Source organism: Bradyrhizobium hereditatis (assembly GCF_020329435.1).
Classification (GTDB): domain Bacteria; phylum Pseudomonadota; class Alphaproteobacteria; order Rhizobiales; family Xanthobacteraceae; genus Bradyrhizobium; species Bradyrhizobium hereditatis.
The window spans coordinates 671,391-694,964 of sequence record NZ_JAGKJK010000001.1 but is presented as its reverse complement, the minus strand read 5'-3'; the positions used below and the strand labels follow the sequence as shown (position 1 = coordinate 694,964).

Here is a 23,574-nt window from a genome sequence, read left to right as displayed (position 1 = left end):
ACTACGACGCTATCTCTCATACCAGCCAACGAGGATCGCTTCTGTGATCGCGTGCTTGCGCGCCTCTCGCTCAATATCACGACAGGACGCTCCGGCCGTTGCCGGAAGATGGTCCGTCGAGAGGGCGAGCAACCGGAAGTGATAGTGATGACGTCCATGGCCATGTGGTGGACACGGGCCGCCATAGCCGACCTTCCGAAAATCGTTGGCTGCCTGCTTCAAGTTCGTGTTTTGCGCGGCCCCGTCCGTGAGCTCCGTTAGCACTGGGGGAATATCGTAAACCGCCCAATGATGCCACGTTCCACCGGGCGCATCGGGATCATCGCAGAGCAGAACAAAACTTTGCGTTTCGGCTGGCGCGCCGGACCATTGCAAAGGCGGCGACAGGTTTTCTCCATCGCAGGTGAAACGCCGAGGAATTGCTGCCCCGTCGGCGAAGGCGTTTGAAACGAGCTTCATGGCTCTCTCCATCAGGCTGAGACATCGGCTCGGGCTTGACGAGTTCTTCCAGATCCGGCTCGCCGATCTCAACTCTGGTCGCGGTGCGGCGCGGAACTATGTTCACCACACTCGCTCCGAGTGGCCTTGACGGTGCTAGGCGCGGGCGCGATCCGATTGCGGCAGTTTGGCTCGACCTTGCCCGGTGCAGAATCCAATAACTCTGATTACATCCGGGAAGTTCATCGGACATTGGCCAAAATCAGCCGCGGTATACAAAGGGTCTTGTGCGATGAAGCTAGTATGACGCGCCTGAGATGCGTGGAAAACCCGTTGCGGCAGAGTAGCTTGCGATGCGACCGATCTTCCATCCGAGCCTCGTCAATGGTCGCTATGGCGACCCGACGATCTATGTGGAGACGATGTTCGAAAAGCACAGTCTGCTGTTCGACGTCGGAGAAATCGCTTCTCTGTCAGCGCGGAAGATACGACGTGTCGACCAGATCTTCGTCTCGCATGCGCATATCGACCATTTCGTCGGCTTCGACCATCTGCTCCGTTTGCTGGTCGGGCGCGAGAAAACGGTGCAGCTCTACGGTCCGCCCGGCTTCGCGGAGCGCGTGTTTCACAAGCTTCAGGCCTATCGATGGAATCTGGTCGAAGCCTATCCTTGCGATCTTGTTTTCGTTGTGAGTGAATTCGAAACGCCGAATTCCATGCCTACGACACGGTTCCGCCTGAGGAAGGCCTTTGCCGCGGAGCCATTAGCCTCACAGAAAACCTCTGCCGGCGTACTCTGCGACGAGCCGACCCATCGCGTCTCGGCCGCGATCCTTGAACACGGAACGCCCTGCCTTGCCTTTGCCCTGCAGGAAGCGGCGCATGTGAACATCTGGAAGAACCGACTGTCGGAGCGTGGACTTCCCGTTGGCCCGTGGTTGCGCTCGCTCAAGCAGGCCGTTGTCGAGCGTCGCGCGGACGATCATCTGGTCCATATCGACGGACCGGCGACATCAGATGGTCGTCTTGTGCCACTTGGCAGCCTGCGCGATCTCTTGACGGTCGCCGCCGGTCAGAAAATCGCTTATGTTACCGATGTAGCCGACACGCCGTCCAATCGGGCCGCCATCGTGGCGCTCGTTCAGAATGCGGACATCCTCTTCATTGAGGCCGCATTTGCCGCGGCGGACGCCGAATTGGCGAGGGGGCGAGGCCACCTTACAACAACAGCTGCGGGAGAAATTGCGCGGGAGGCAAATGTGCACCGCGTCGAGCCGTTTCACTTTTCTCCGCGCTATTCGGGAGAGCAGGAGCGGATGCTGGCCGAGGTGATGGCGGCATTCCGAGGATCTTCCGCCTGACGCGGATTCCGGAGCAGTGTTCATGCCCGAGGAAAGACGATTGCCCGCTGCGCCCAGAGAATCAGTGCGGCTCTTTCTCTGCGGAGATGTGATGTGCGGCCGTGGTATCGACCAGGTGCTGGCGCACCCCTGCAGCCCCGAGATTTACGAAGATTACATGCGATCGGCGGAAGGCTACGTGCTGCTCGCCGAACAGGCAAACGGCTCCATTCCGCGACGTAACGGGGCATCCTACGTTTGGGGCGCCGCATTGGATCAATTGGAGCGCATGCAGCCTGACGCGCGGATCATCAATCTCGAAACGGCTGTCACCCGCAGCGGCGACCGCGCAAACAAAGGCATCAACTATCGCATGAGCCCCGAGAATGCCGAATGTCTCGTGGCCGCCAAGATCGACTGCTGTGTATTGTCCAACAACCATGTGCTCGACTGGGGCCGCGCCGGCCTGCTTGAGACGCTGACGACCCTGCAGAAACTCAACGTCAAAGCGACGGGTGCAGGACGCAACGATCGCGAAGCGCTCGCACCCGCGGTGCTTAACCTTGCCAGAGCGCGTCTCCTGATCTTTTCGTTCGGATCAACATCGAGCGGCGTCCCGCTCGAATGGGCTGCGACAGCAGACGCTCCAGGCGTCAACCTGCTGCCCGACCTCTCCGAGGCGAGTGCGTCGGAGATCGCCCACCAGGTCATGTCGCAGAGGAGGCCGGGCGATCTCGTCGTCGTTTCGATCCATTGGGGATCCAATTGGGGATATCACATTCCCCATGAGCAGAAAGTTCTGGCCCGGACCCTCATCGACAAGGCAGGGGTGTCGATCGTTCACGGGCATTCTTCGCATCATCCCAGAGCGATCGAAATCTATCGAGATCGTCTCATTCTCTATGGCTGCGGTGATTTTCTGAACGACTATGAAGGGATCCCCGGTTACGAGCGTTACCGTGACGATCTCGTGCTGATGTATTTCGCCGACCTGGATCCGACCAGCGGATGCCTCCATGCGCTCAAACTGGTGCCCCTGCAGATCAAGAACTTTCGTCTGTCCATTCCATCGTGGCGAGACATGGAATGGATCCAGCAAAGCCTCGATCGAGAATGTCAGCAGTTCGGAACTAGGGTCATCTTTGACGCCGAACGGCAACTCGTCGTGGTCTCACTTTAGCGTTGCTTTTTTGGCTTTGGCGATGCCGCCGGCGCCCGCGCATTGGCGTCGAGCAATCGTGATGCCATTGGCGTCTCGCCCTGGGCCCGTTCGCGTCCGATTTCTCGCCGCGGCCAGGCAAAATCGTCGGCTCGACCGGCTGGCGCCGACAAGGGCTCACCTGTGATCAAGAACCGAGCTGCTTGCGCATCCATCGTTACCGGCCGCGACCCCGGACCGCCCTGCAATTGATCCGTGCCGACAGAGGGGGCCGTCAAGGGAACGATCGGCCCGGCCAGCGGACGCGGCGCCGGCTGATCTGGCCGCGCACTGGCGTCGGGCGTTGCCGGTTCGGTGGGCAGCACAATCGGCGCGGAACGCGCAGCCAACAACCGGTTGATTTCGCGCTCGGCATAATGCGCGAGCTTAAGCGCTCCGGCCTTGGTGAAGTACACGCCATCGGAGGAGCGCAGCCGGCGGATTTGCCCTTCGAAATCGGGGCCTTGCTGCAAAAAGCGCCCGGTTTCATCGACAAATCCGTCCCAGACATCGAGAAAGGTGATGCCGGTCTTGCCGGCCGCATCCCGATAGAGCGTATTCAGAAACGCCGTGTCGGCTGTCGACTTGGAGCCACGTACCGCTGGCAGACCCACCCACAGCACTGGCACACCCTTGGACTTGAGTACGCCGATCGTCTCCTCGATCTTTTGCATGTAGAGTTCGACCCAGCGTTTCTCGCGAAACTCGTGGAGGCCGTTCGGCGAACGCGCGCTCTTCTCCGGTCCAGTGACCGACGGCGCATCACTGTCGTCTGGCGACAATTCGGCATCCGTCCCCTTGGTTGCGCCGTCCGGCTTCGCCGCCGGTTTTGCGTCCGACGGCTTGCTATCCGGTTTGGCCTTGGCGTCTTTCTTGTCGGCGTCCTTCTTGTCGCCTGTCTTATTGTCGGATTTTTCGGCTGCCGGCTCGCGGATTGCAGCGCGGTCATCAAGCCCGAGCATGACGACAATAGCGTCCGCTTTTTCGGTAGCCAGAATGCCTTTGGCGGCGGCGGCCCAATCGGCTGGATCGCCCTTCGGCTGATACTTGATCAGGCCGGAGACTGTCTTGTGTTTGCGGATCACACCGATCTCGGGCTGATCGTCATAGACATTCTCAAGCCCATAGGCGAGCCAGTCTGCCATGGCGTCACCGAGCACAAGAATGTGGCGCTCCGGTTCCGTGTTGCGCTTCTCGGGCGGCGGCGCCTTGGAAAAATCCTCGCGCACTACCGGTTGCGCTTGCCGGCCATTCCAACGAGGCGGCGGCGCATACTGCTGCTGGTATGGCCCAAACGTGTCGTTACCAAGCCAGCCGCCGCCGCGTTGTTCGTTACCAAACCAGCCGCCACCGCGGTGCGGTGGCGGCCGCTGCTGATATCCGCCGAAATCAAAGAACTGCGCAGAGGTGGGTCCGGCCAAGCCGAGCACCAAGCCAACCGCGACGGCCAGCGCAATCAGCCAACCATGCTCGGTAAAGAGGCGAAGCTTTTTTGGTTCCTTTGGCATGCTTCTGGACCGCACACACGCAGAACCTCCAGTGACAAGACTAACACAAAGGCCCTTTGGCGGGCCTCAGTTTGCCGTGAGGTGCTCAGCGCAGAACAAACAACAGCCCATTCCGCTTCGGGTTCAAAAAGCGGACATTGCAAGATTATGCTGAGCTATTTCTGAGGAACGCGCCTCAGCTCAGTCGTTGACCGCGGGAAGACCGAGGTGCTGCCGCGCCAGCTTGCGGTCCTTCCACCAGAACCACAATCGCGCCCACGGCGGCACGGCGTGGAATCCGAACAGGTCCACCTCCGTCATTGTCTGCAAGTTCACGCAGCTTCTCTGGAACGCTTCGTCGATGAGATCCCGCGGATTCACGTTCTGGTCCGGCACGACGTTTCCCGCCGCATCCTTCTTCACCTCCCCGAGCTTGATGCACATGCGGTACTCGTAGCCCAGTAAGAGGTTGCGGCCGCTGGGCAGCGTCCACGCCCCCTTGTTCCCCTCCCACCCGGCCTGAGCCTCCGCGATCGCGAGGTTCATGTCGCTGTTCTTCGGCAGCGACGGGTAGATCGGGAAGAAGGCGGCCCAGCCCTTGGCGATCATGTCGAGGTTAAGCGTTCGCCGCTCGGGGTCGTTCGGCGGCGGCACCGGATCGGACTGCGATCCGGTGAACCACGGAGCGATATACGCGAGCATGCGGCCGTGGGAGTCGATGATCTCGCCGGTCGGGATCGTTGCCACGCTTCGTGTGGTGCCATTGGGGCGGGTGAGGCGGGTTGCAAGGAGCTTGCCGAACGCCTCGCTCGCGCGCTCCCCGGCCTCGATGTGCCGTTGCGCCGCATCGTGGGTGAGTTTCGCGACAAGATAGTCGCGAAGCGGTTGGGGCAGCGCGTTGTAAAACCCGCCCTGGAGGCGCTGGCGGCACTTATCGAGCTTCGGCTGGCTGACCTCTGGCTTGCCGGCGTATCCAGACTTCTCCGGGGTGTCGCACGAGACCATCCGGATCGGCTGCTCGATGACGGTCGTGTCCCCGTCCGAGGACCTCACCAGCCGCCTTGGTTCGGCGGAGCGGATCACGCGGGGAAAGTTGAAGTTGACGGCCATGTCGGCGTCCCTCCCGATCACTAGGCATCCCGGGGCGCTGACGAGCGCTCTGCCGCAGGCACCCACCGGAGCCTGGACTCTAGCCATCACCTTGCGCGAATTAGTGTAAGCCAAATCACGTTGGGGACGAATTTTAACGCTCGCAACCAGCCGAGACGCTACGGCGCGGCGGTCGAGAGTGCGGGTCGTCGTGAACGTCGATCCTCCCACGTGTCTATTGTTTGTTATCGTTTGGTTTGACGGGCGAGCACGCGGTCGACCATCTCCGCGGCCGTTCCGAGATAGTTGGATGGTTCGCACAAGGCGGCGAGCTGATCGCGCGGAAGTGCTGACGCGATCGCGGGACGCCTCAGCAATGCCTCAAGCAATCCGTCGCCGCGGTCGAACGCGTCGCGGCAAGCGGCGTAGACCTCATCATGAGCGGACTGGCGGCCAAGCGCGGGCGCGAGCCCCATCATGACCGCTTCGGCCACGATCAGACCGCGCGTGGAATCGAGGTTTTTCTTCATCGCCGCGGGATCGACGATCAGGCCGGACAGCATGAATTGTGCCTGCGCCAACGACCCCGCGGTGAGCAGACAGACTTGGGGCAATGCGAGCCATTCGCAGTGCCAGGGGCCCGTGGCGCGCTCGAGGTCTTGAACCATGGCATCCAACATCAGCGAAGCGGCGTCGCGCGAGGCCTTCGCGTTCGCCAGCAGGATTTCCGATGAGATCGGATTGCGCTTCTGCGGCATGGTCGAGGATGCGCCGCGGTGCGAGGAGAACGGCTCGAACACCTCGCCGATCTCGGTCGTCATCAGGATCATGACATCATAGCCGATCTTGCCGAGCGCGCCGCAGATCACCGCAAGCGTCTGCACCATCTCGACGAGCCCGTCGCGGGCGACATGCCAGGTGATGTCTGGTTCGGCCAGGTGGAGCGCGCGCGCGTAAGCGGCGCGGACATCCAGTCCACGATTGCCCAGTGAAGCCAGCGTGCCCGCCGCGCCGCCAAGCTGCGCCTGAAGCGCGCGCGGTTTTGCTTGCGCGAGCCGATCGGCCGAGCGCTGCAGCGACGAAAGCCAGATCGCCGCCTTGTGGCCGAACGTGATCGGCAGGGCCTGCTGAAGATGGGTTCGCCCCGCCATTGGCGTATCGCGGTGGAGGCGGGCGAGCCCCGCGAGGGTACCCATGACTTCGGCGAGCTGGGCTTCGATCAGGATAACCGCGTCGCGCAGTTGCAGGACGGTCGCGGTATCCATGATGTCCTGGGTGGTTGCGCCCCAGTGCAAATAGCCGCCGGATTCGCCGAGCTCTTGCGAGAGCTGGCGGACCAGCCCGACGATCGGATAGCCGACATTCTCGGTATCGCGCTTCAACTGCGCTCTGTCGAGCACGATCGCCGGGGCCTGGCGCGCAATCGCCTCGGCCGCTTCGCGCGGAATGACACCGGTTTCGCCTTGGGCCACGGCGAGCGCCACCTCGGCCTGCACATAGGCCTTGAGCTGGGCGTCGTCGGAAAACACCGCCCGCATCGCCGGGGTGGAGAAAACGTCGCGATAAAGAACGCTGTCGAATATGGTGCTGGCCACCGCGGTCATTTTCACTCCCTAAGTATGTACGGCCATATCATTAATACGTACAAAGCTGTCAACAGCGGATGCTGGGTCGGTGAAGCCGTGGTACGGGGGCCGCCAACCCGCGAGAGACCGTTCGACATGCCAATCTACGAAGACATCGCCCACGATCTCTTGGAGGCGATCCACCGCGGCGAGTACCCCGTCGGCGGCTTGATCCCGACCGAACTCGAGCTTGCGGCGCGCTACGATGTCAGCCGGCAGACCGTGCGGGCGGCGATGCGCCGTCTCACCGAGCTTGGAGCAGTGTCGCGGCGGAAGGGCTCCGGCACGCGGGTCGAGACGCGCGAACCTCCGCAACAGAGTTTTCAGCAGACGCTCGGCTCACTCGGCGATCTCGTCGCGCTCGCCGCGGCAACGGAGCGCGATATCAGGAGCATCGAGACTGTCGTGATGGACCGCAAAGCGGCACGGCGCTTCGGCTGCCAGCCGGGCTCGCGCTGGTTGCGGGTCGCCTATGTTCGGGCATCGACGAAGCCCAAAACGCCGCCGCTGGCTTGGGTCGATTGCTATGTCGAGGAAAGCTATGCAGATGCGGTCAGCAACATCAGAAAGGACCGTCGCCTGGTCTGCGACATGATCGCCGACAGCTACGGCGTAATCGCTTCCGAAGTGCATCAAACCGTGGCGGCGACCGTGGTGCCGAACGAATTTGCCAAAGCGCTGGGAGCGGAAGCGGAATCGCCCGCGCTCGAGGTCATCCGGCGATATCTGGATTCGAACGGCCGCCTGTTCGAGATATCGGAAAGCATCCATCCCGCCGGCCGTTATGTCGTGACCTCGGTATTGAAGCGCGTCGGCAATGCAGGCGCGGCGAGCCGCCGCGCGACGCGATCGTTCGGCAAGACGAAATCGCGCGCCTGAGGCAGGCAGAAGAATTTGGCGCCGGCCAAGGTATTAGCGAGACGGGGACACGGTGATCGGAACGCCAGTGGCGGGCAGGAGGCATCGCTACTTGCCACTGGCGGTCGCCCGGAAACCAGGCTCCAGACCCATTGGCACCTGGGATCAATTCTCCTGGCCAAGCTTGATTCAACCAACGCTTGGCCCACGCCGACGCCCCACTTTGCTTCACGCCGCAAGCGATCCTCGAGACGTTCTTTCCGCGCGTCCCGTGCGAATGAAATTGCGGAGCACTTCGCAAAATTCGTCCGTGGCCGAGAACATCGGGTTATGCCCCTTGCCCTCAAACATATAGAGCTCCGCGCCCGGAATGCGGGGGGCGATGAATTCGCTCGCGGTGTAGGAAATGAGTTGGTCTTCTCGACCGTGGGCGACAAGCGTCGGGACGGCGATCGATTCAAGCAGCGGTACGACGTCTAAGTCCGGATCCAGATCGAAGAAGCTGAGGATCGTCTCGTTTGGCAACCTGGAGACGCGCTCGAAGGCCAGCCGCCGCAACTCGTCGGACTCTGGCTCGCTGTAGACGTAGCGATTGTGCATGCGAATCAATTCCTCAATGGCACCCCGACTATGAGCGTCCTCACGAAGCGCCATCTCATCACGAAGCGCCATGTACTCCGGATTAAGTAGCGGGCGTCCGTTCGCTCCGATCAACGGCGTGCCCACCGTCATGATCTTTCCGACGAGTTCCGGGTGTTTGTGGGCAAGCTGGATAAGCAGATTGGAGCCGCGCGAGATGCCAACACCAACGATTGGAGCGGCGTCGGCTGCCTGGATGATTACCCGCAGATCCTCCATGTGTTGGAGAATGCCGTATGGCCGCACAAATGGGGCAGATCGTCCGGCGCCCCGGCAATCGACGGTGATAACCCGGAATTCCTGGCAGAGCTGCTCGAGAATGGGTTCAAAGGTCGCCAGCCCGTATACGATTGGATTAACGAATACGATCGCCGGCTCGCCGCTGCCGTGCTCGTAGAAGACGAGCCGCGCGCCGTCCCGCACCGTGTGTCGGGCGCGGTGAATGCAGTTGCGCGCACGGTCGCGGTCAGCGTCGGTTTCGCCGAGTGCCATGGCGCGCTCGTAATAGTTGTTCGCTCGGTCCAGGTCGTCGTCGACGCCGGCCAGGTCGCCCAGCATCAGGAGGCACTCGCGCTCGGTGTGCCGATCGATCGGCGCCGCGTCGTCCCGGTGACGGGCGGTGAGCTGCAGGCACGTCTCAAGCTGGGAAACCGCTTCTCTGGCGGCGTGCCGCGCCTTTGCCAGCCGACCGGCAGCCAGCAGATAGATTGCCCCCTGATCAGGCAGACCGCCTTCAATGAAATGATGCGCGACAATCTCTGGCTGGCTCGCTGCGATCTCTGGCCGCAATTGCTCGATCGCCTGCGCGATGCGCGCATGGAGTTGCTGACGGGACGATTTGAGCAAGGTAGCGTAGGCCGCGTCGCGGACGAGCGCGTGCTTGAAGCTGTACGCATGACTCGGCAAAGTCCCGCGTCGTTGGATGAGTCCAGCCTGACACAATTGACCGAGCGCCGCGGCCAGCTGCGGTTGGGGATATCCGGCAATTGCGGCGACGACATCCTCCTCGAACTCCCGGCCTATGCAGGCAGCGATTTGGGCCACCTCGCGCGCCGGAGCCAGGCGATCGAGGCGAGCCATGAGTGAGTCCTGCAGCGTCGCCGGGATAGCAAGGGGTGGAAGAGGCCCGGCAAGCTCGAGGTCGCCATCGCCGCCCGGCGTCTTCCAGATCGCTGCTTCAAGAACCGCTTTGGTCAATTCCTCGACGAACAGCGGGACGCCCTCCGTGCGGGAGAGAATGGCTTCGATCACGATTGGCGGCAGCGACCGTTCACCCGCCGCCATTTGGATCAGCGTTCGGCATGCTGGCCGCCCGAGGCGGTTGAGGCTCAGCAATGTGACGTGCGGGAAATTGGTCCAGGGCATTGGCACGTCGGGCCGCAAGGTTGCGACGAGAAGTATTGGCAGACCGCGGATCCTGTCCACCACGCGTTCGAACAGTTCCTCCGAGGTCGGATCGAGCCAGTGCGCGTCTTCCAACACCATCAGCATCGGCCGCTGGCGCGAAAGCCCCTCCATCTGCGCCAGCAAAATGCCGAAAAGCCGCGCCTTCTTCTCCTGTGGCGTTCCTGCCGGCGCCGTATAGCCATCGAGCGACAATCCCATCACCTCGGCGAGCCGCGGTGCCGCGTCCTCGCCAAACTGGCCAGCCTGGCCGAGAAGCCGCTCCAACTTCTCCAGCTTCAATGAAGGAGTGTCCTCGTGGAGATGCCCTGCCGCGCGCTGGAGCTGAGCGATAACTGGCCAGAGCGCGCTGTTCACATGGTGCGGCGAACAATAATACCCGATCCGGAAGCGAGGTTCGTTTCGCAGGCGTTCACGAAGCGCGAGCACAATTCGCGACTTGCCGATGCCGGCCTCGCCGGACAGCAGCACGACCTGACCTTCGCCGCCTTTTGCCATCTCCCATCGGTCGAGAAGCAGGGCGAGTTCGTTGTCGCGACCGATCAGCGGGCCAATATTGGACCGCCGCAGGGCCTCGAACCGACCCTCGGCCGTCGCTTCGCCAACAACGCGGAAAGCCTGTACTGGGACCTCGATCCCTTTGAGCTGTTGCGGTCCCAGATCAATGATTGTGAACCAGCCGCCAAGAAGGCGCCGCGTGCTCTCGGAGATCACCACAGCACCGGGTTCAGCCAGTTGCTCCAGGCGCGCGGCGAGGTTGGGGGTCATACCGACCACGTCTTCTTCCTGGGTGGCTCCTTCCACGACGAATTCGCCAACCACGACCAGCCCGGTCGCGATTCCGACGCGCACGGCAAGGGCGCCGCTTACTCGCTCCTGAAGGCTCTCCACAGCTTCCACGATTGCGAGTCCGGCGCGAACAGCGCGTTCGGCCGCGTCCTCATACGCTTGGGGCCAACCAAAATAGACGAGGACCCCGTCTCCCATTAATCTTGCGATATATCCCCCGAAACGGGCCACCTCCGCTGCAACCGTCCGATGATAGGTAGCAAGGATCTCTCGCATGTCCTCGGGATCAAGCCGCACCGCCAGGGCGGTCGAGCCGACGAGGTCGACGAACATCACTGTCAGGTGACGGCGCTCGGCGGGCCGCGCTTTAGTCGACGATCGTGAAGCGCTGGCCTCGGCTGGCGGCAGGCCGCGATCGTCCTCCGGGGTCTTGCCAGGTGTTGGAGATAGTGCGGCGATTGCCGAGAGTAGCTTCTTGCGGTGGCCAACCGATGTGATGCCGAGTTCGCGTAGATCGTCTGCCGTCAAGCTGGGCAGGGTTTCCGCGTCTACGTCGTTGTCGCGAAACACGCTCTCGTACTGATGCAATCCGAGGCGGCGCAGCCAATTCGCTATGTCCACATCGACCTCCCGCAAGAGAGGGATGGTCACTCGTCGCACGCGAAGTGTACCGCAGCCTTCAACAGCACGCCATCCCTGGCATCGCCCACCGGCAGACAGCCGTCAGGCCGCGCCGGCTCGAGTTGCCAGCGGTAATCCCGGGGACCTCCAACGAGTGACTGAAAAGCAAGTGGCGAGCAGGGGGGGCATCCCTACTCGCCACCAGAGCGTTCCTTGGAGTTTGATCGGAACGAAGAACTGCGCCGTTACGGCGTGCGGTCAGCGGTGACCAGGCGGGCTTCCTTCACCGCGGCCTTGGAGCCGGCGGTGCGGAGACACGAGGTTTCGAAATTCGGCCAGGCCTGCTGCGAGCAATCCTTGCCGACGGTACGGATATCCAGACGGTCGCCCTTGGCTAGCGCCTGCGGCACGCTGGCTTCGACCTGGGGGGCAAAGCCGGGCAGTACGGTCAGCGCGGCAGCGATGAATGCGGCAGCGGCGACTGTGGAAAAAGCCTTGATCATTGACGGTCCCCTGTTGTGGGCCTTGGCGGCCCCGTCGTTTCGTTGGGGGACTTGTAGTTAGCGCAAGTTTCCGCCTGTCTTCGCGGACGCGGAAAATGGTTTCGTTCCGGCTGAGTTTTGTTTCGTCGGCCCGGCGCGACGAAACATTCCCCAAAGCCGGGAGGTTCTCGGGGAACTCGTTCATTGGCCGACCCGGATCAGGCCATTGGACCAGTCGGGAACCGGTCCGGCTTGCCGGGCCGCCGCGGGCGGGGTAGACGGGACCTATGTCCCGTATCGCGCTCTATCCCGGTTCCTTCGATCCCATTACCAACGGCCATCTGGACGTGCTGCGGCACGCCGTGACGCTGTGCGACCGCCTGATCGTCGCCATTGGCGTCCATTCCGGCAAAAAGCCGCTATTTTCGACCGAGGAACGGCTCGAGATGGTTCGGACGGTATGTGAGCCGATTGCGCAACAAGCCGGCTGCGCGTTCGACTGCATCACGTACGACAACCTCACTGTAGCCGCGGCGCGGCAGGTCGGCGCGACCATCATGATTCGTGGACTGCGCGATGGAACGGATATGGATTACGAAATGCAGCTTGCGGGCATGAACGAGGCTATGGCGCCGGAGGTGCATACCGTATTCGTCCCGGCCTCGCCGGCGGTCCGCCCGATCACCGCCACGCTGGTACGCCAGATCGCCGGCATGGGTGGCGATTTCTCCGCCTTCGTGCCGCCATCGGTTGCGGTCAGCCTGAAGGCCAAATTCGCGGGCTGACGCGCGCGTACGCGACCAGACGCTTTCCTGTTTCACATGACCGGAGCTTTCATGATCCGAATTCTCGCCGTTCTCGCCGCGCTGTTCCTTGTAGCTCCCGCCATCGCCCAGCCGCTGCCCGCCAACCTGGACAAGGCGAATGCGATCGTGATCGACACCACCAAGGGCCGCATCGTGATCAAGCTGCGGAACGACATCGCGCCCCAGCATGCCGAGCGCATCAAGCAGCTCGCGCGCGATGGCTATTATAACAACGTGCCGTTCCATCGCGTCATCGAAGGCTTCATGGCGCAGACCGGCGACGGCAAGAATTTCAATGGCACCGGCGGTTCGAAATACCCGAACCTGCCGGCCGAATTCTCCAACGTGCCCTACAAGCGCGGCATCGTCGGCATGGCTCGCACCAGCGATCCCAATTCGGCGAATTCGCAGTTCTTCATCATGTTCGCGGAAGGCGCATCGCTAAACGGCAAGTACACCGTGATCGGCGAGGTGGTGTCGGGCATGGACGTGGTCGACAAGATCAAGCGCGGCGAACCGGTGGTCGATCCCGACAAGATGGTGAAGGTGCAAGTCGCATCCGACATCAAGTGAGGCCATGAGGTCGGCGCGGCGCAGGCGGTTCGTCTGGTTTGCCGCCGCGCTGGTGTGGCTTGCGTCTGATGTATCCCTTTCGGCGCAGCCGCAGCAGCTCAACACCCTCAAGGACGTCTTCGCCAAACTGCATTCGTGCTGGCAGCCGCCGCCCGTCTCGCGCGCCAATCCGATGGACATTACGGTCATCGTCAGCTTCAACCGCGAAGGCGCCATTCTCGGTCAACCAAGGATTACCTACGAATCCGCAAACGCCGGCGAGAACGACCGGGTCGCGTACCGAATTGCGGTCATGGAAACATTGCAACGCTGTACGCCGTTGCCATTTACCGAGGGACTGGGCGGTGCGGTTGCCGGCCGGCCTTTCGCGGTCACTTTCAGAACCCGCAAACGTCCACCCAAACCAGAAGAGACACGAGCATGGCTGATACAGAAAATACTTTGATCCTTGAAACCACCCAGGGCCCCGTCACCATCGAGATGCGTCCGGATCTCGCGCCGGGTCACGTCGCCCAGATCAAGAAGCTGGTGCGCGATGGATTTTATGACGGCATCGTGTTCCATCGCGTGATCGAGGGTTTCATGGCGCAGACCGGCTGCCCGCACGGCACCGGCACCGGCGGTTCCGGCAACAAGCTGAAGGCCGAGTTCAACAAGGAACCGCATGTCCGCGGCACCGTTTCGATGGCCCGCGCCGCCAATCCGGATTCCGGCGACAGCCAGTTCTTCATCTGCTTCGACGATGCTTCCTTCCTCAACGGCCAGTACACGGTCTGGGGCAAAGTCACCTCGGGCATGGAGAACGTCGACAAGATCAAGCGCGGCGAGCCGGTGCAGAACCCGGACAAGATCGTGAAGGCGCGGATGGCGCTGGACGCGGCGTAACTTCAACCTGTCATTCCGGAGGCCGCGCAACGCGCGGCAATCCGGAATCTCGAGATTCCGGGTTCACGCTTCGCGTGCCCCGGAATGACGCCAAGTGAGGCGTACCGGCGCCATGCGCACCGATCTCTTCGACTTTGACCTTCCCTCGACAAGCATCGCGCTGCGGCCGGCAAGCCCGCGCGATTCCGCGCGGATGCTGGTGGTGCAACCTGATGGCGCCTTGAGCGACCGTACCATCGCCGAGCTGCCGCACTGGCTGGAGCCGGGCGATCAGCTCGTCGTCAACGATACCAAGGTGATATCCGCCCAGCTCAAGGGCCGCCGCATCGGCCGCGAGACCGAGCCGAAGATCGAGGCGACCCTGATCAAGCGGCTGGACGGCTCGCGCTGGCGCGCGCTGGTCAAGCCGGCGAAGAAGCTCGCGCCCGGCGACATCGTTCGCTTCGGCAATGAGGGCAAGGTCTGCCTGCTCGGCCATCTCGACGCCGAGGTCGAGGCCAAGGGCGAAGAGGGCGAGGTTACGCTATCGTTCTCGTTTCATGGGCCGGCGTTGGACCAGGCCATCGCCGATCTCGGCACGCCGCCGCTACCACCCTATATCGCCTCCAGGCGCACGCCTGACGATCGCGATGCCGCCGACTACCAGACCATGTTCGCGGCGAAGGAGGGCGCGGTGGCTGCGCCGACCGCAGGACTGCATTTCACGCCTGCGCTGGAAGCTTCGCTTCGCGAGCGCGGCGTCGATCTGCACCGGCTGACCCTGCATGTCGGGGCGGGGACATTCCTGCCGGTCAAAGTGGAGGAGACTTCCGAGCACAAGATGCATGCCGAGTGGGGTTCGATCTCGGCCGACACCGCCGCCGCGCTGAACGCCGCGCGCGCCGAGGGCGGGCGCATCGTTGCGGTCGGCACCACCTCGCTGCGCCTACTCGAGAGCGCCGCGCGCGAAGACGGCACCATCCAGCCGTTCGACGGCGAAACCTCGATCTTCATCACGCCGGGCTATCGCTTTCGCGCGGTCGACATCCTCCTGACCAATTTCCATCTGCCGCGCTCGACGCTGTTCATGCTGGTGTCAGCTTTCTCCGGTCTGGATACGATGAAGCACGCCTATGCGCATGCGATCGCGGAAGGCTACCGGTTCTATTCCTATGGCGATGCCTGTCTGCTGTTTCGAGCGCGGGACTGACGCAGGGAGTCTTGGCTTTCGCGCCGGGCGACAGCCGCCGGATCTCGAAAAAGAAGCCCGCCGGTTGCCGGCGGGCAAAGGTTCAGGGAGGAAGCGCTCTGACAAAGAAGCGCCACGGTTATGTTCCTGCGATTCGGCCCATCCCGAAAAGATCGTATAACTACCGTCTCTCGGCGTATCCTTGCGCGTGACAACAGGGGACTTGCATGAGTTTTTCCAGCATTTTTGCGCGTGTGGTCGCGCTGATCGGCGCCGTGGCGCTGCTCTGGCGCCGCCAGCAGGGCGCGGCGCCCAAACCGGCCTGGGGCAGCGCGCCGGCGATCCCGACCGCGAAGTCGCAAGGCGCCATCCCGACGCTCAAGATGCCGACGGCGCAGGGCTGGAGCGAGGGGCAAAAGCCGACCGTGGCGCCCGGGCTGAAGGTCAACGCGTTTGCGTCGGGCCTCGACCATCCGCGCTGGATCAACGTGCTGCCCAACGGTGATGTCCTCATCGCCGAGGCGACGCAGATCGCAGGACCGCCCAGGAGTGTATTCCATTATGCGATGCAGGCGACGATGCGGCGTGCCGCGGCTCTTGGCGTCAGCGCCGACCGTATCACGCTGCTGCGCGACCGCGACGGCGATGGTGTTGCCGAAAGTCGCGGGATCTTCATGGAAGGGTTGAGCCAGCCGTTCGGCATGGCGCTGGTGGGCGACACGTTCTACGTCGGCAACACCGACGGTGTCGTCGCCTTTCCGTATGTCGCGGGCGCGGACCACATCACGGCCGAGGGACGCAAGCTCGTCACGTTCAAGCCCGGCGGACATTGGACGCGGAGCCTGTTGCCGAGTGCAGACGGCAAGAAACTCTATGCCGGCGTCGGCTCGCTCAGCAACATCGCCGAGAGTGGCATGGAAGTGGAGGAGGGTCGCGCCGCGATCTACGAGCTCGACCTCGCTGCTAACACTAGCCGTATCTTCGCCAACGGCCTGCGCAATCCCGTGGGGCTTGCCTGGGAGCCCACCACGAACGTGCTTTGGACCGTCGTCAACGAGCGCGACGGCCTGGGAGACGAGACGCCGCCGGACTACCTCACGTCAGTGCGCGACGGCGGCTTCTATGGTTGGCCCTATTGCTACTGGGGGCAGACGGTAGACGACCGCGTGCCGCAGGATCCTGCGATGGTCGCGAAAGCCATCACGCCGGACTATGCGCTCGGCGGACATACCGCTTCACTCGGCCTCTGCTGGATGCCGGCAGGCACGCTGCCGGGCTTTCCTGATGGCATGGTGATCGGCCAGCACGGCTCCTGGAATCGCAGCACGCTGAGCGGCTACGCCGTCGTGTTCGTGCCGTTCGAGAACGGCCGACCCTCCGGCCCGGCGCGCGATATTCTGACGGGCTTTCTCGCGCCCGATGAGAAGGTCTCGTACGGACGGCCGGTCGGCGTGACGCTCGGGCCTGACGGCTCGCTCTTGGTGGCCGATGATGTCGGCAACTGCATCTGGCGCGTGACGGGCGATCGACGCGGCTGAGCTGCAGCGATAGCCTATGTCGCGTGGCCGAGGAGATAGGTGCGCTAGCGGCACTACAATCTGGCGCGGCGGGAGTGACCTAGCTCTCCAATAGTGGTATCTTTGCTGCGGCTTGCAATGAAAATCGGCTGCCCATGAACATCCGTTCCGCGAAGGTTGATGAACTCGTTCAGCGCCTTGCTCGCCTCACCGGCGAGGATGTTGAGACTGCGTTGGAACGCGCAATTGAGGAGCGGCTGTCCCGCGTTACGCCGGCAACTTCAGCCGATCGACGAGCTGCAATGGATTCCTTCTTTGAGAAGGCGTCCCGTCTGCCCGTTCTTGATTCCCGTCCGGCGGACGAGATCATGGGCTATGATCGCTTCGGGTTACCATCCTGATGGTTCTGGATACGTCTGCGATCATCGCGGCCATTGCGAATGAACAGGATGGACCGCGTTATCGGGCGGCCATGCTTGGTGCAGACAGTTTGTTGATTTCAGCGGTGACCGTTCTGGAGACCAAGGTCGTCCTTTTTGCACGACTGGGGGCGGAGGCCGTTGATCTCTTTGACGAACTGCTGGAGAGGGCGGGAATTGTCGCCGTGCCATTCGATGACGATATGGCAAGAATCGCCTTCGATGCGTTTCGACGTTTCGGCAAGGGGCAGGGTCATCCGGCTCAGTTGAACATCGTAGATTGTGCCGCCTATGCGCTGGCGAAAGCGCGCTCCCAGCCCCTCCTCTTCAAGGGCGGCGACTTCGCCCGGACCGATGTCATACCAGCCGCGCTCTGATACGCTTGGATGCTGGCTCGGCGTAAACACGCCGAGCTTCTTGAGATCCAGGGATCGCTGTGCGAACTGGTCTCGGCTCACGCCATCGCGCGCTGCGGCAACAGCTCCGCGATCTGGACCGCATTCAGCGCCGCGCCCTTGAGGAGCTGGTCGGCCGAGACGAACATCGAAATCGAGTGGCCGCTGGCGTCGCTGAGATCCTTCCTGATACGACCGACGAGCACATCGTCCTGGCCCGACGCATCGATCGGCATCGGGAAGTAGTTCTTCGCCCGATCGTCGACGATCTTGACGCCCGGCGCCTTCGACAGGATGGCGCGCACATCATGCTCGGTGATCGGCTGTTCGCATTCGAAGGTGATCGCCTCGCAATGGGCGCGCAGCACCGGCACGCGGACGCAGGTGACGCCGATCGCGATTTGGTCGTCCTCGAAGATCTTGCGGGTCTCCTTGATGACTTTGGTCTCTTCGTCGTTGTAGCCGGTCTCGGGATCGATCGCGGTGTTGTGGCTGAACACGTTGAACGCGTAGGGCAGCGGTATCACCTTGGGCGTGAACGGCCGTCCCTCGAGGTAGGCGCGGGTCGATTCAACCAGCTCCTCCATCGCCGCAGCACCGGCGCCGCTCGCCGCCTGGTAGGTTGAGACGATCATGCGCTTGATGCGGTTTTGGCGATGGATCGGCCACAGCGGCACCAGCGCCGTGATCGCCGAGCAGTTCGGGTTGGCAATGATGCCCTTGTGATCCCGGATGCGGCCCGCATTGATCTCGGGGATCACCAGCGGCACGTTCGGGTCCATGCGGAAGGCGGAGGAATTGTCGACCACGACGGCGCCAGCCTTCACGGCGGCGGGCGCGAACTTGCGCGAGATGCCGCCGCCGGCCGAGAACAGCGCGATGTCGACGCCCTCGAACGACTTTTCGGTGAGCTCCTCGATGATGATCTTCGCACCACGGAAATCGACGGTCTTGCCGGCCGAACGGGCGCTGGCCAGCGCCTTGAGCTTGCGGACGGGAAAATTGCGCCTGTCCATGGTGGCGATGAATTCGGCGCCGACCGCGCCGGTCACGCCGACGATGGCAACAACGGGTTCGTAGCTCACGGGTCTGTCCTCTGTTTGGGCATCAATGGTTTGCGGGCAACAAAAAAGCCCCGGACCTTTTCAGGCGGGGCTTCGGTTCGGATGATGCGATCGTTCGACTACGCGCGCACGGCTCCCGAGCCCCCAGAGGGTGCTTTGGTTTTCGCGGTCGCTTTGGTCGAAGTCGTCATGGCGCGGACTTATGCGGCAGCCAGGCGCCGCCGTCAACGGTTTTTAGCCTTGTCCGGGCTGCAACGGCGAACCCGGTCATCGCCGCCTTGCGACGCTGGGAGGCTCCAGGATCACCTCCTTCAGGTCGCCGCCGCTCATGACGATGATCGCGAAATTCAGCCGGCTGCGCTGGCGGATCAGGCCGCCGCTGATGGCCTTGCCATCGGCTGCCTGCTCGGCCACGCGAACGGCATCTGCCAGGCTGTGTCGGATCGTTTTGAGGGCCGCGAGGTTGCTGCGGTCCTCGGCATCGAGCTCTTTCAGGGGCAGGGCGGCTTCGCCGCCGACAATCTTGCCCGTGGTTGCGTCGATGGCGTGTTGCCAGATGCGGTCGTTATGAAGGGTCTTTACGCGGTAGACTGGTAAATCCGACGCGCCGTCGAAACTGACATCGGCGGTCGTCGCGCCGGCATGCAGGGCTTCGGCAATCGCCATGGCCTGGCTGAGCGAGATCGCTGAGCCACGGAAGAGCTCGAGCTCTCGATTGACTGCCTGCTGGTCGGACGCAGCGCCGTCCTCGGCTTCATTGCCGAGCGAAACTGCCTCGCCGGTCGGCGACGCGATCGCATAGACAGGGAGGATTGCGGCTAGCAGGGCGGCTGCAAGCAACTGTCTCAAACAGGGCGCACGCATGTTTGCAGTCTCCATCCTCAAGGCTATCTCGGCCGGCGGACGGGCCGGATCATCTCGTACAACGCGCGGCCGGCCCTTTGGAGGCAAACGGGCCGGCCGCGGATGGTCGCAAACGGGCTGTACTGCCGTTAGCGCCGATCAAAGCGACGCGAGCCCCGCCGGGACCAGTGAAACGGGACCCACTTCGCTTATAACAAAACCATACCGTATCGTTTTATTATGAGCAACATGGATCGACGCGTGAACCGCCGTTCTCACGGAATTGTCAGCGGGCAGGGCGCCGCCGGACGGTCCCCTTGGGAGTGGACTGCACGCGGCTCGCTGGTCCCAGCGCGCCGGCCAGGAACAACCTGATTGCCGAGCGCATGCGTTTTTCGGCGGACTTCATCTCGAGCGGCGTTCCGAACGTCGCCATGCGGTGCGTGTGACCTACGACTACGTCGAGAAAGACCTCAGCCGCGATGCCGGTATCCTCGACGTCCATCGCGCCTTGTGCGACCAGGTGATCGAAGAACCGCGCGGTCGTGGAGACGGCTTTCAGCCAGCCTTCTTCCTTGCCCAGTTTGGCAATGTCGGGAAAATTGATGGCCTGTGAGGTCATCATGCGGCTGAAGGCTACGGCATCGGGCCCGCAGGTGAACGACAGCATCTCGCGACCAACCTCGATCAGGCGCTGCTCGACCGAAATGTCCGAGGAACGTGTGAGTTGCACCTCCGCCGCTTCAGCAAGCGGCGCAAGCCAACGGTCAATTTCGCGCCTCAGCACTTCCGCAAACAGCCCGCGCTTGTCGCCGTAGCGCGCATAGACGGTGGGCTTGCTGACCCGGGCTGCCTCCGCAACCGCATCAAGCGAGGTCGCGTCATAGCCCCGGTCCAAAAAGAGGCGGGTAGCGACTTCGATCAGCCGCTGATCGCGTTCGATGGCAGCGCTTTTGGTCGGCCGGCCGCCGCGCGACTTCGGGACGTCTCGTCTTGCCGGTCTGGTCTTGGTCGCAGTCAATCCCATGCCCGTTGATTCCTGCGCGGTCGTTATATCAGTCATTGCTCTATAACGCGCAGCAAGAGGGGCGTCATGGCGAATCTGGCCGAATTGGCCATATCGTCAACGGTCCAGACAGGTCGTCGTTCCGCTCCGGCGTGGCTCACGGAAGTGTCGAGGTCCAGGCGTGGCCCGACGCAGCCTTCTCATAGCCATACTGATAAAGGGCTCGCATGTAGGCGGTGTCGAATCCCTCTTTGGGCGACGCGGGATAGTCGCGCTCGATATAGGACAGATGGAAGCTCCACCTATTGCGCTTGGCGAAATCGTAGGTCGAAAAGATCACCGAGCGCGTCTGGGACTGGGTGATCGACGACAGGCTGCGCGAGGCGACATCGAGCGTGCTGTTGGACACGAGCTCAAACGTTCGTTCGAGCTTCTTGTTGACGAGGATGTAGATGTTCATCCGGCTGTTTCCGGGCAGACGGCCCTGGAAGAGCAAAGCATCCGGCAGCGTCAGGACCGGAGCGGTGACGCCGCCATCGACATGCATCTCCTGAAAGCGCCGGCCCTGGCCTTCGGCTTCGATCAGGATGGGCGGGAAGACCAGGGGAATGCTGGCGGAGGCCGCCATCACGTCGCGAAATAGCTGCAGCGCCTCGGGCGAGCCGACCGTGGCGATCTTCCCCATATCCCAAACGACCGTGCGTTGGGTATCGAGATCGGTCGTCACCACGAGCAGCTTTCGGCCCTTGGCATTTTCGCGCGCAACTTCGGCCAGGATCTCCGGCCCGACATAGCGGGCGACCAGTTCGCGCAGTCGCTTGTTGCCGAACAGGCCGGATCCGAACAGCACGCGGATTATGCTGGGGTCGTCGAGCAGGCTCTCCGCGATGCCGCTGGTGTAGACCTCTCTCAGCGTGTCGTCGTATTGGGACCCGAGAAACGCAAAAGGCGCAATCAGGCCGCCGGTGCTTACGCCCGAGACGACCGAGAATTTCGGGCGGGTGCCGGACGCGGTCCAGCCGTTCAACACTCCCACGCCATAGGCGCCATCCGCGCCGCCGCCGGAGAGCGCGAGATAGGTCTTGGTCGAGGAGCGGTCGTCTTTCTCGAAACGGAATCTTGTGACGGGCTCGTCGGTGTAGCGTCGCAAGCCGTCGATATGGAGCACGCGGGCGCTACTTGCGTCCGCAGCGCTGTAGGGCGTGCGCGGCAGCGAAGTGCAGGCGGCCAGCGCCAGGCTGCACAGCAACATAGCCGACCTGAGCAGGCATGAGCCTGTCCTCCAGATCCGGCGGTCGGAATGGATTGATCCAGTCAGGAACGAGGGGGAGGGCATTCGCTGTCAGTCACCGTACTCGCTATACCTGTCGCTTGCTCATCGCCATGGCGACCGGTCTTGCCGTACATAAAACTATACGGTATCGTTTTATTTAACAAGGGAAGCTGAGCGGGGCTCGGCAGCTCAATTGTGTTCGACGTGGGGCGCGGGCCGCTTGGAGGGTGCACTGGGCGGTTGATCGCGCGTCCTCGGCACGCAATAAGCAGCGCCATGAATCTTCCTAATCATTTTGAATTGCTCGCCACCAATGGAGCCGCCCGTACCGGCCGCCTGACCACGCCGCACGGCGTGGTGCGTACGCCCGCCTTCATGCCGGTCGGCACGGCGGGCGCGATGAAGGGCATGCATTGGCGCGAGGTGCGCGATGCCGGCGCCGACATCGTGCTCGGCAACACCTACCATCTGATGCTGCGGCCCGGCGCCGAGCGGATCGCTGCGCTGGGCGGCTTGCAGACCTTCACCGGCTGGAACGGGCCGATGCTGACGGATTCCGGCGGCTTCCAGGTGATGTCGCTGTCTGACTTGCGGAAGGTCAACGAGAAGGCCGTGACGTTTCGCTCGCATATTGATGGCGCCAAGGTCGAGCTGTCGCCGGAGCGTTCAATCGAGGTGCAGCGGCTGCTCGGCGCAGACATCGCGATGCAGATGGACGAGTGCGTGCGGCTGCCGGCTACGCGTGACGACATCGAACGCGCGATGCGGCTGTCGCTGCGCTGGGCCGAGCGCAGCAAACGCGCGTTCGAGACCGCGCCCGACGGCTACATGCTGTTCGGCATCGTGCAGGGCGGCGACATTCCCGAGATGCGCCACACAAGTGCGCGAGAACTGGTCGACATCGGTTTCCACGGCTACGCGATCGGCGGACTTGCGGTCGGCGAGCCGCAGGCGGTTATGCTGGCAATGATCGAGGAGACGGCGCCGGCGCTGCCGGTCGATCGTCCGCGCTATCTGATGGGCGTCGGCACGCCGGAAGATCTGATGGAGGCGGTGGCGCGCGGCATCGACATGTTCGATTGCGTGCTGCCGACGCGGAATGGGCGGCACGGCATGGCATTCACCCGCTTCGGCCAGATCAACCTGCGCAACGCGCGCCACGCCGACGATCCGCGGCCGCTCGATGAGGAAAGCGATTGGCCTGCGGCGCGCAACATCGCGCGCGCCTACCTGCATCATCTGGTGAGGTCGGGAGAAACGCTCGGCGCAATGCTGCTCTCGGAAATCAACGTGGCCTACTATCAGCACCTGATGCGGGGCATGCGTGAGGCGATCGCGAATGGAACGTTCGAGACATTCCAAAAACAAACGCGCGCCGAATGGGCGCGCGGTGACATTGATCCAAGATAGGAGGCTCAGTTACAGGCGAACCTCTTGACCGAATGCTTGGTCACGAATCCGTAACCGCAGGTGTCGCAGGTCCAGAGATAGCTGATCACGTTGTCGTTGAGGTAGGCTGAAGCTTCCGCAGCCACCATCGTGTCGGCACAGACGGGGCACGTCGGCAAATCACACCCCCGCGGATCTGGCCTAAATGCTACGGTCGACCGGACTTCAGCAAAAGCTGCCATCGTGACCTCCTTGCGATCTGAACC

General features: G+C 62.8%; 23 protein-coding genes. 12 read left to right on the top strand and 11 right to left on the bottom strand.

All coding sequences use genetic code 11. The features are described from left to right. Positions 1-9: 9 nt before the first annotated feature. The gene (locus J6524_RS03475) at positions 10-459 is read right to left on the bottom strand and encodes a YbhB/YbcL family Raf kinase inhibitor-like protein (RefSeq protein WP_225668941.1); all 450 of its coding nucleotides are present in this window, start codon (positions 457-459) and stop codon (positions 10-12) included. Positions 460-791: 332 nt separating this feature from the next. Here J6524_RS03475 and J6524_RS03470 point away from each other — a divergent pair, with 332 nt between their 5' ends. Beyond that, complete coding sequence (locus J6524_RS03470; protein WP_225668939.1) at positions 792-1,799, top strand: ribonuclease Z; 1,008 nt, start codon at positions 792-794, stop codon at positions 1,797-1,799. Between the two features lie 22 nt (positions 1,800-1,821). Next, positions 1,822-2,958, top strand: a complete 1,137-nt coding sequence (locus tag J6524_RS03465; RefSeq protein ID WP_225668937.1) for a CapA family protein — start codon at positions 1,822-1,824, stop codon at positions 2,956-2,958. Here the strand turns inward: J6524_RS03465 and J6524_RS03460 are convergent. The 3 genes from J6524_RS03460 to pcaB form a co-directional block, all read right to left on the bottom strand. Next, positions 2,955-4,484 carry an SGNH/GDSL hydrolase family protein gene (locus J6524_RS03460; RefSeq protein ID WP_225668935.1) on the bottom strand — a complete coding sequence of 510 codons (1,530 nt, stop codon included), beginning with the start codon at positions 4,482-4,484 and terminating at the stop codon, positions 2,955-2,957. The two genes, J6524_RS03465 and J6524_RS03460, sit on opposite strands and share 4 nt — an antisense overlap. Before the next feature lie 180 nt (positions 4,485-4,664). Further along, positions 4,665-5,573 (bottom strand): hypothetical protein, encoded by a 909-nt coding sequence (locus J6524_RS03455; protein ID WP_225668934.1) that lies wholly within the window; start codon positions 5,571-5,573, stop codon positions 4,665-4,667. Positions 5,574-5,797: 224 nt separating this feature from the next. Then, the gene (gene pcaB / locus J6524_RS03450; RefSeq protein WP_225668932.1) at positions 5,798-7,156 is read right to left on the bottom strand and encodes a 3-carboxy-cis,cis-muconate cycloisomerase; all 1,359 of its coding nucleotides are present in this window, start codon (positions 7,154-7,156) and stop codon (positions 5,798-5,800) included. A gap of 117 nt (positions 7,157-7,273) precedes the next feature. Here pcaB and J6524_RS03445 point away from each other — a divergent pair, with 117 nt between their 5' ends. Continuing rightward, the gene (locus J6524_RS03445; protein ID WP_225668930.1) at positions 7,274-8,056 is read left to right on the top strand and encodes a GntR family transcriptional regulator; all 783 of its coding nucleotides are present in this window, start codon (positions 7,274-7,276) and stop codon (positions 8,054-8,056) included. 207 nt (positions 8,057-8,263) lie between these two features. Here J6524_RS03445 and J6524_RS03440 read toward each other — a convergent pair whose 3' ends face one another. Then, on the bottom strand, positions 8,264-11,488 hold the full coding sequence (locus J6524_RS03440; protein ID WP_225668928.1) for an alpha/beta fold hydrolase: 3,225 nt from the start codon (positions 11,486-11,488) through the stop codon (positions 8,264-8,266). A 245-nt stretch (positions 11,489-11,733) separates the two neighbouring features. Then, on the bottom strand, positions 11,734-11,991 hold the full coding sequence (locus J6524_RS03435) for a hypothetical protein (RefSeq protein WP_225668927.1): 258 nt from the start codon (positions 11,989-11,991) through the stop codon (positions 11,734-11,736). A gap of 266 nt (positions 11,992-12,257) precedes the next feature. Between J6524_RS03435 and coaD the strand changes: the two genes are divergently transcribed. From coaD to J6524_RS03395, 8 genes are all read left to right on the top strand, one after another. Then, positions 12,258-12,755, top strand: coding sequence for a pantetheine-phosphate adenylyltransferase (coaD, locus tag J6524_RS03430; RefSeq protein WP_225668925.1), 498 nt, complete (start codon positions 12,258-12,260; stop codon positions 12,753-12,755). A 51-nt stretch (positions 12,756-12,806) separates the two neighbouring features. Further along, the gene (locus tag J6524_RS03425) at positions 12,807-13,349 is read left to right on the top strand and encodes a peptidylprolyl isomerase (RefSeq protein ID WP_225668923.1); all 543 of its coding nucleotides are present in this window, start codon (positions 12,807-12,809) and stop codon (positions 13,347-13,349) included. Positions 13,350-13,353: 4 nt separating this feature from the next. Further along, complete coding sequence (locus J6524_RS03420) at positions 13,354-13,794, top strand: UCP034077 family protein (protein WP_225668921.1); 441 nt, start codon at positions 13,354-13,356, stop codon at positions 13,792-13,794. Continuing rightward, on the top strand, positions 13,770-14,234 hold the full coding sequence (locus J6524_RS03415) for a peptidylprolyl isomerase (protein WP_171713391.1): 465 nt from the start codon (positions 13,770-13,772) through the stop codon (positions 14,232-14,234). Before J6524_RS03420 ends, J6524_RS03415 begins: the two co-directional genes overlap by 25 nt. 112 nt (positions 14,235-14,346) lie before the next feature. Then, the gene (gene queA / locus J6524_RS03410) at positions 14,347-15,423 is read left to right on the top strand and encodes a tRNA preQ1(34) S-adenosylmethionine ribosyltransferase-isomerase QueA (protein ID WP_225669316.1); all 1,077 of its coding nucleotides are present in this window, start codon (positions 14,347-14,349) and stop codon (positions 15,421-15,423) included. A gap of 206 nt (positions 15,424-15,629) precedes the next feature. After that, positions 15,630-16,940, top strand: a complete 1,311-nt coding sequence (locus tag J6524_RS03405) for a PQQ-dependent sugar dehydrogenase (protein WP_225668919.1) — start codon at positions 15,630-15,632, stop codon at positions 16,938-16,940. A gap of 134 nt (positions 16,941-17,074) precedes the next feature. After that, a complete protein-coding gene (locus J6524_RS03400; protein WP_225668918.1) occupies positions 17,075-17,320 on the top strand; it encodes a type II toxin-antitoxin system VapB family antitoxin in 246 nt (81 codons plus the stop codon). Next, a complete protein-coding gene (locus J6524_RS03395) occupies positions 17,320-17,715 on the top strand; it encodes a type II toxin-antitoxin system VapC family toxin (RefSeq protein ID WP_225668917.1) in 396 nt (131 codons plus the stop codon). Before J6524_RS03400 ends, J6524_RS03395 begins: the two co-directional genes overlap by 1 nt. Positions 17,716-17,792: 77 nt before the next feature. On the opposite strand, the gene J6524_RS03390 is transcribed toward J6524_RS03395, so the two are convergent. The 4 genes from J6524_RS03390 to J6524_RS03375 form a co-directional block, all read right to left on the bottom strand. Next, positions 17,793-18,818 carry an aspartate-semialdehyde dehydrogenase gene (locus J6524_RS03390; protein ID WP_225668916.1) on the bottom strand — a complete coding sequence of 342 codons (1,026 nt, stop codon included), beginning with the start codon at positions 18,816-18,818 and terminating at the stop codon, positions 17,793-17,795. 246 nt (positions 18,819-19,064) lie between these two features. Further along, entirely contained in the window at positions 19,065-19,463 is a 399-nt protein-coding gene (locus tag J6524_RS03385; RefSeq protein ID WP_249789252.1) for a PepSY domain-containing protein, read from the bottom strand. Between the two features lie 463 nt (positions 19,464-19,926). Next, a complete protein-coding gene (locus J6524_RS03380; protein WP_225668914.1) occupies positions 19,927-20,667 on the bottom strand; it encodes a TetR/AcrR family transcriptional regulator in 741 nt (246 codons plus the stop codon). A 136-nt stretch (positions 20,668-20,803) separates the two neighbouring features. Further along, the gene (locus J6524_RS03375) at positions 20,804-21,898 is read right to left on the bottom strand and encodes a patatin-like phospholipase family protein (RefSeq protein WP_225668913.1); all 1,095 of its coding nucleotides are present in this window, start codon (positions 21,896-21,898) and stop codon (positions 20,804-20,806) included. Between the two features lie 297 nt (positions 21,899-22,195). On the opposite strand from J6524_RS03375, the gene tgt reads away from it, so the two are divergent. Continuing rightward, positions 22,196-23,329 carry a tRNA guanosine(34) transglycosylase Tgt gene (gene tgt, locus J6524_RS03370; RefSeq protein ID WP_225668912.1) on the top strand — a complete coding sequence of 378 codons (1,134 nt, stop codon included), beginning with the start codon at positions 22,196-22,198 and terminating at the stop codon, positions 23,327-23,329. Positions 23,330-23,334: 5 nt separating this feature from the next. On the opposite strand, the gene J6524_RS03365 is transcribed toward tgt, so the two are convergent. Continuing rightward, entirely contained in the window at positions 23,335-23,550 is a 216-nt protein-coding gene (locus tag J6524_RS03365; RefSeq protein WP_225668910.1) for a hypothetical protein, read from the bottom strand. Positions 23,551-23,574: the final 24 nt, after the last annotated feature.

Bases quoted from the DNA above. Each gene is read 5' to 3' on its own strand.
- J6524_RS03475 (WP_225668941.1), bottom strand. From the start codon at position 459: ATGAAGCTCGTTTCAAACGCCTTCGCCGACGGGGCAGCAATTCCTCGG.
- J6524_RS03470 (WP_225668939.1), top strand. From the start codon at position 792: ATGCGACCGATCTTCCATCCGAGCCTCGTCAATGGTCGCTATGGCGAC.
- J6524_RS03465 (WP_225668937.1), top strand. From the start codon at position 1,822: ATGCCCGAGGAAAGACGATTGCCCGCTGCGCCCAGAGAATCAGTGCGG.
- J6524_RS03460 (WP_225668935.1), bottom strand. From the start codon at position 4,484: ATGCCAAAGGAACCAAAAAAGCTTCGCCTCTTTACCGAGCATGGTTGG.
- J6524_RS03455 (WP_225668934.1), bottom strand. From the start codon at position 5,573: ATGGCCGTCAACTTCAACTTTCCCCGCGTGATCCGCTCCGCCGAACCA.
- pcaB (WP_225668932.1), bottom strand. From the start codon at position 7,156: ATGACCGCGGTGGCCAGCACCATATTCGACAGCGTTCTTTATCGCGAC.
- J6524_RS03445 (WP_225668930.1), top strand. From the start codon at position 7,274: ATGCCAATCTACGAAGACATCGCCCACGATCTCTTGGAGGCGATCCAC.
- J6524_RS03435 (WP_225668927.1), bottom strand. From the start codon at position 11,991: ATGATCAAGGCTTTTTCCACAGTCGCCGCTGCCGCATTCATCGCTGCC.
- coaD (WP_225668925.1), top strand. From the start codon at position 12,258: ATGTCCCGTATCGCGCTCTATCCCGGTTCCTTCGATCCCATTACCAAC.
- J6524_RS03425 (WP_225668923.1), top strand. From the start codon at position 12,807: ATGATCCGAATTCTCGCCGTTCTCGCCGCGCTGTTCCTTGTAGCTCCC.
- J6524_RS03420 (WP_225668921.1), top strand. From the start codon at position 13,354: ATGAGGTCGGCGCGGCGCAGGCGGTTCGTCTGGTTTGCCGCCGCGCTG.
- J6524_RS03415 (WP_171713391.1), top strand. From the start codon at position 13,770: ATGGCTGATACAGAAAATACTTTGATCCTTGAAACCACCCAGGGCCCC.
- queA (WP_225669316.1), top strand. From the start codon at position 14,347: ATGCGCACCGATCTCTTCGACTTTGACCTTCCCTCGACAAGCATCGCG.
- J6524_RS03405 (WP_225668919.1), top strand. From the start codon at position 15,630: ATGAGTTTTTCCAGCATTTTTGCGCGTGTGGTCGCGCTGATCGGCGCC.
- J6524_RS03400 (WP_225668918.1), top strand. From the start codon at position 17,075: ATGAACATCCGTTCCGCGAAGGTTGATGAACTCGTTCAGCGCCTTGCT.
- J6524_RS03395 (WP_225668917.1), top strand. From the start codon at position 17,320: ATGGTTCTGGATACGTCTGCGATCATCGCGGCCATTGCGAATGAACAG.
- J6524_RS03385 (WP_249789252.1), bottom strand. From the start codon at position 19,463: ATGGCGATTGCCGAAGCCCTGCATGCCGGCGCGACGACCGCCGATGTC.
- J6524_RS03380 (WP_225668914.1), bottom strand. From the start codon at position 20,667: ATGGGATTGACTGCGACCAAGACCAGACCGGCAAGACGAGACGTCCCG.
- J6524_RS03375 (WP_225668913.1), bottom strand. From the start codon at position 21,898: ATGTTGCTGTGCAGCCTGGCGCTGGCCGCCTGCACTTCGCTGCCGCGC.
- tgt (WP_225668912.1), top strand. From the start codon at position 22,196: ATGAATCTTCCTAATCATTTTGAATTGCTCGCCACCAATGGAGCCGCC.
- J6524_RS03365 (WP_225668910.1), bottom strand. From the start codon at position 23,550: ATGGCAGCTTTTGCTGAAGTCCGGTCGACCGTAGCATTTAGGCCAGAT.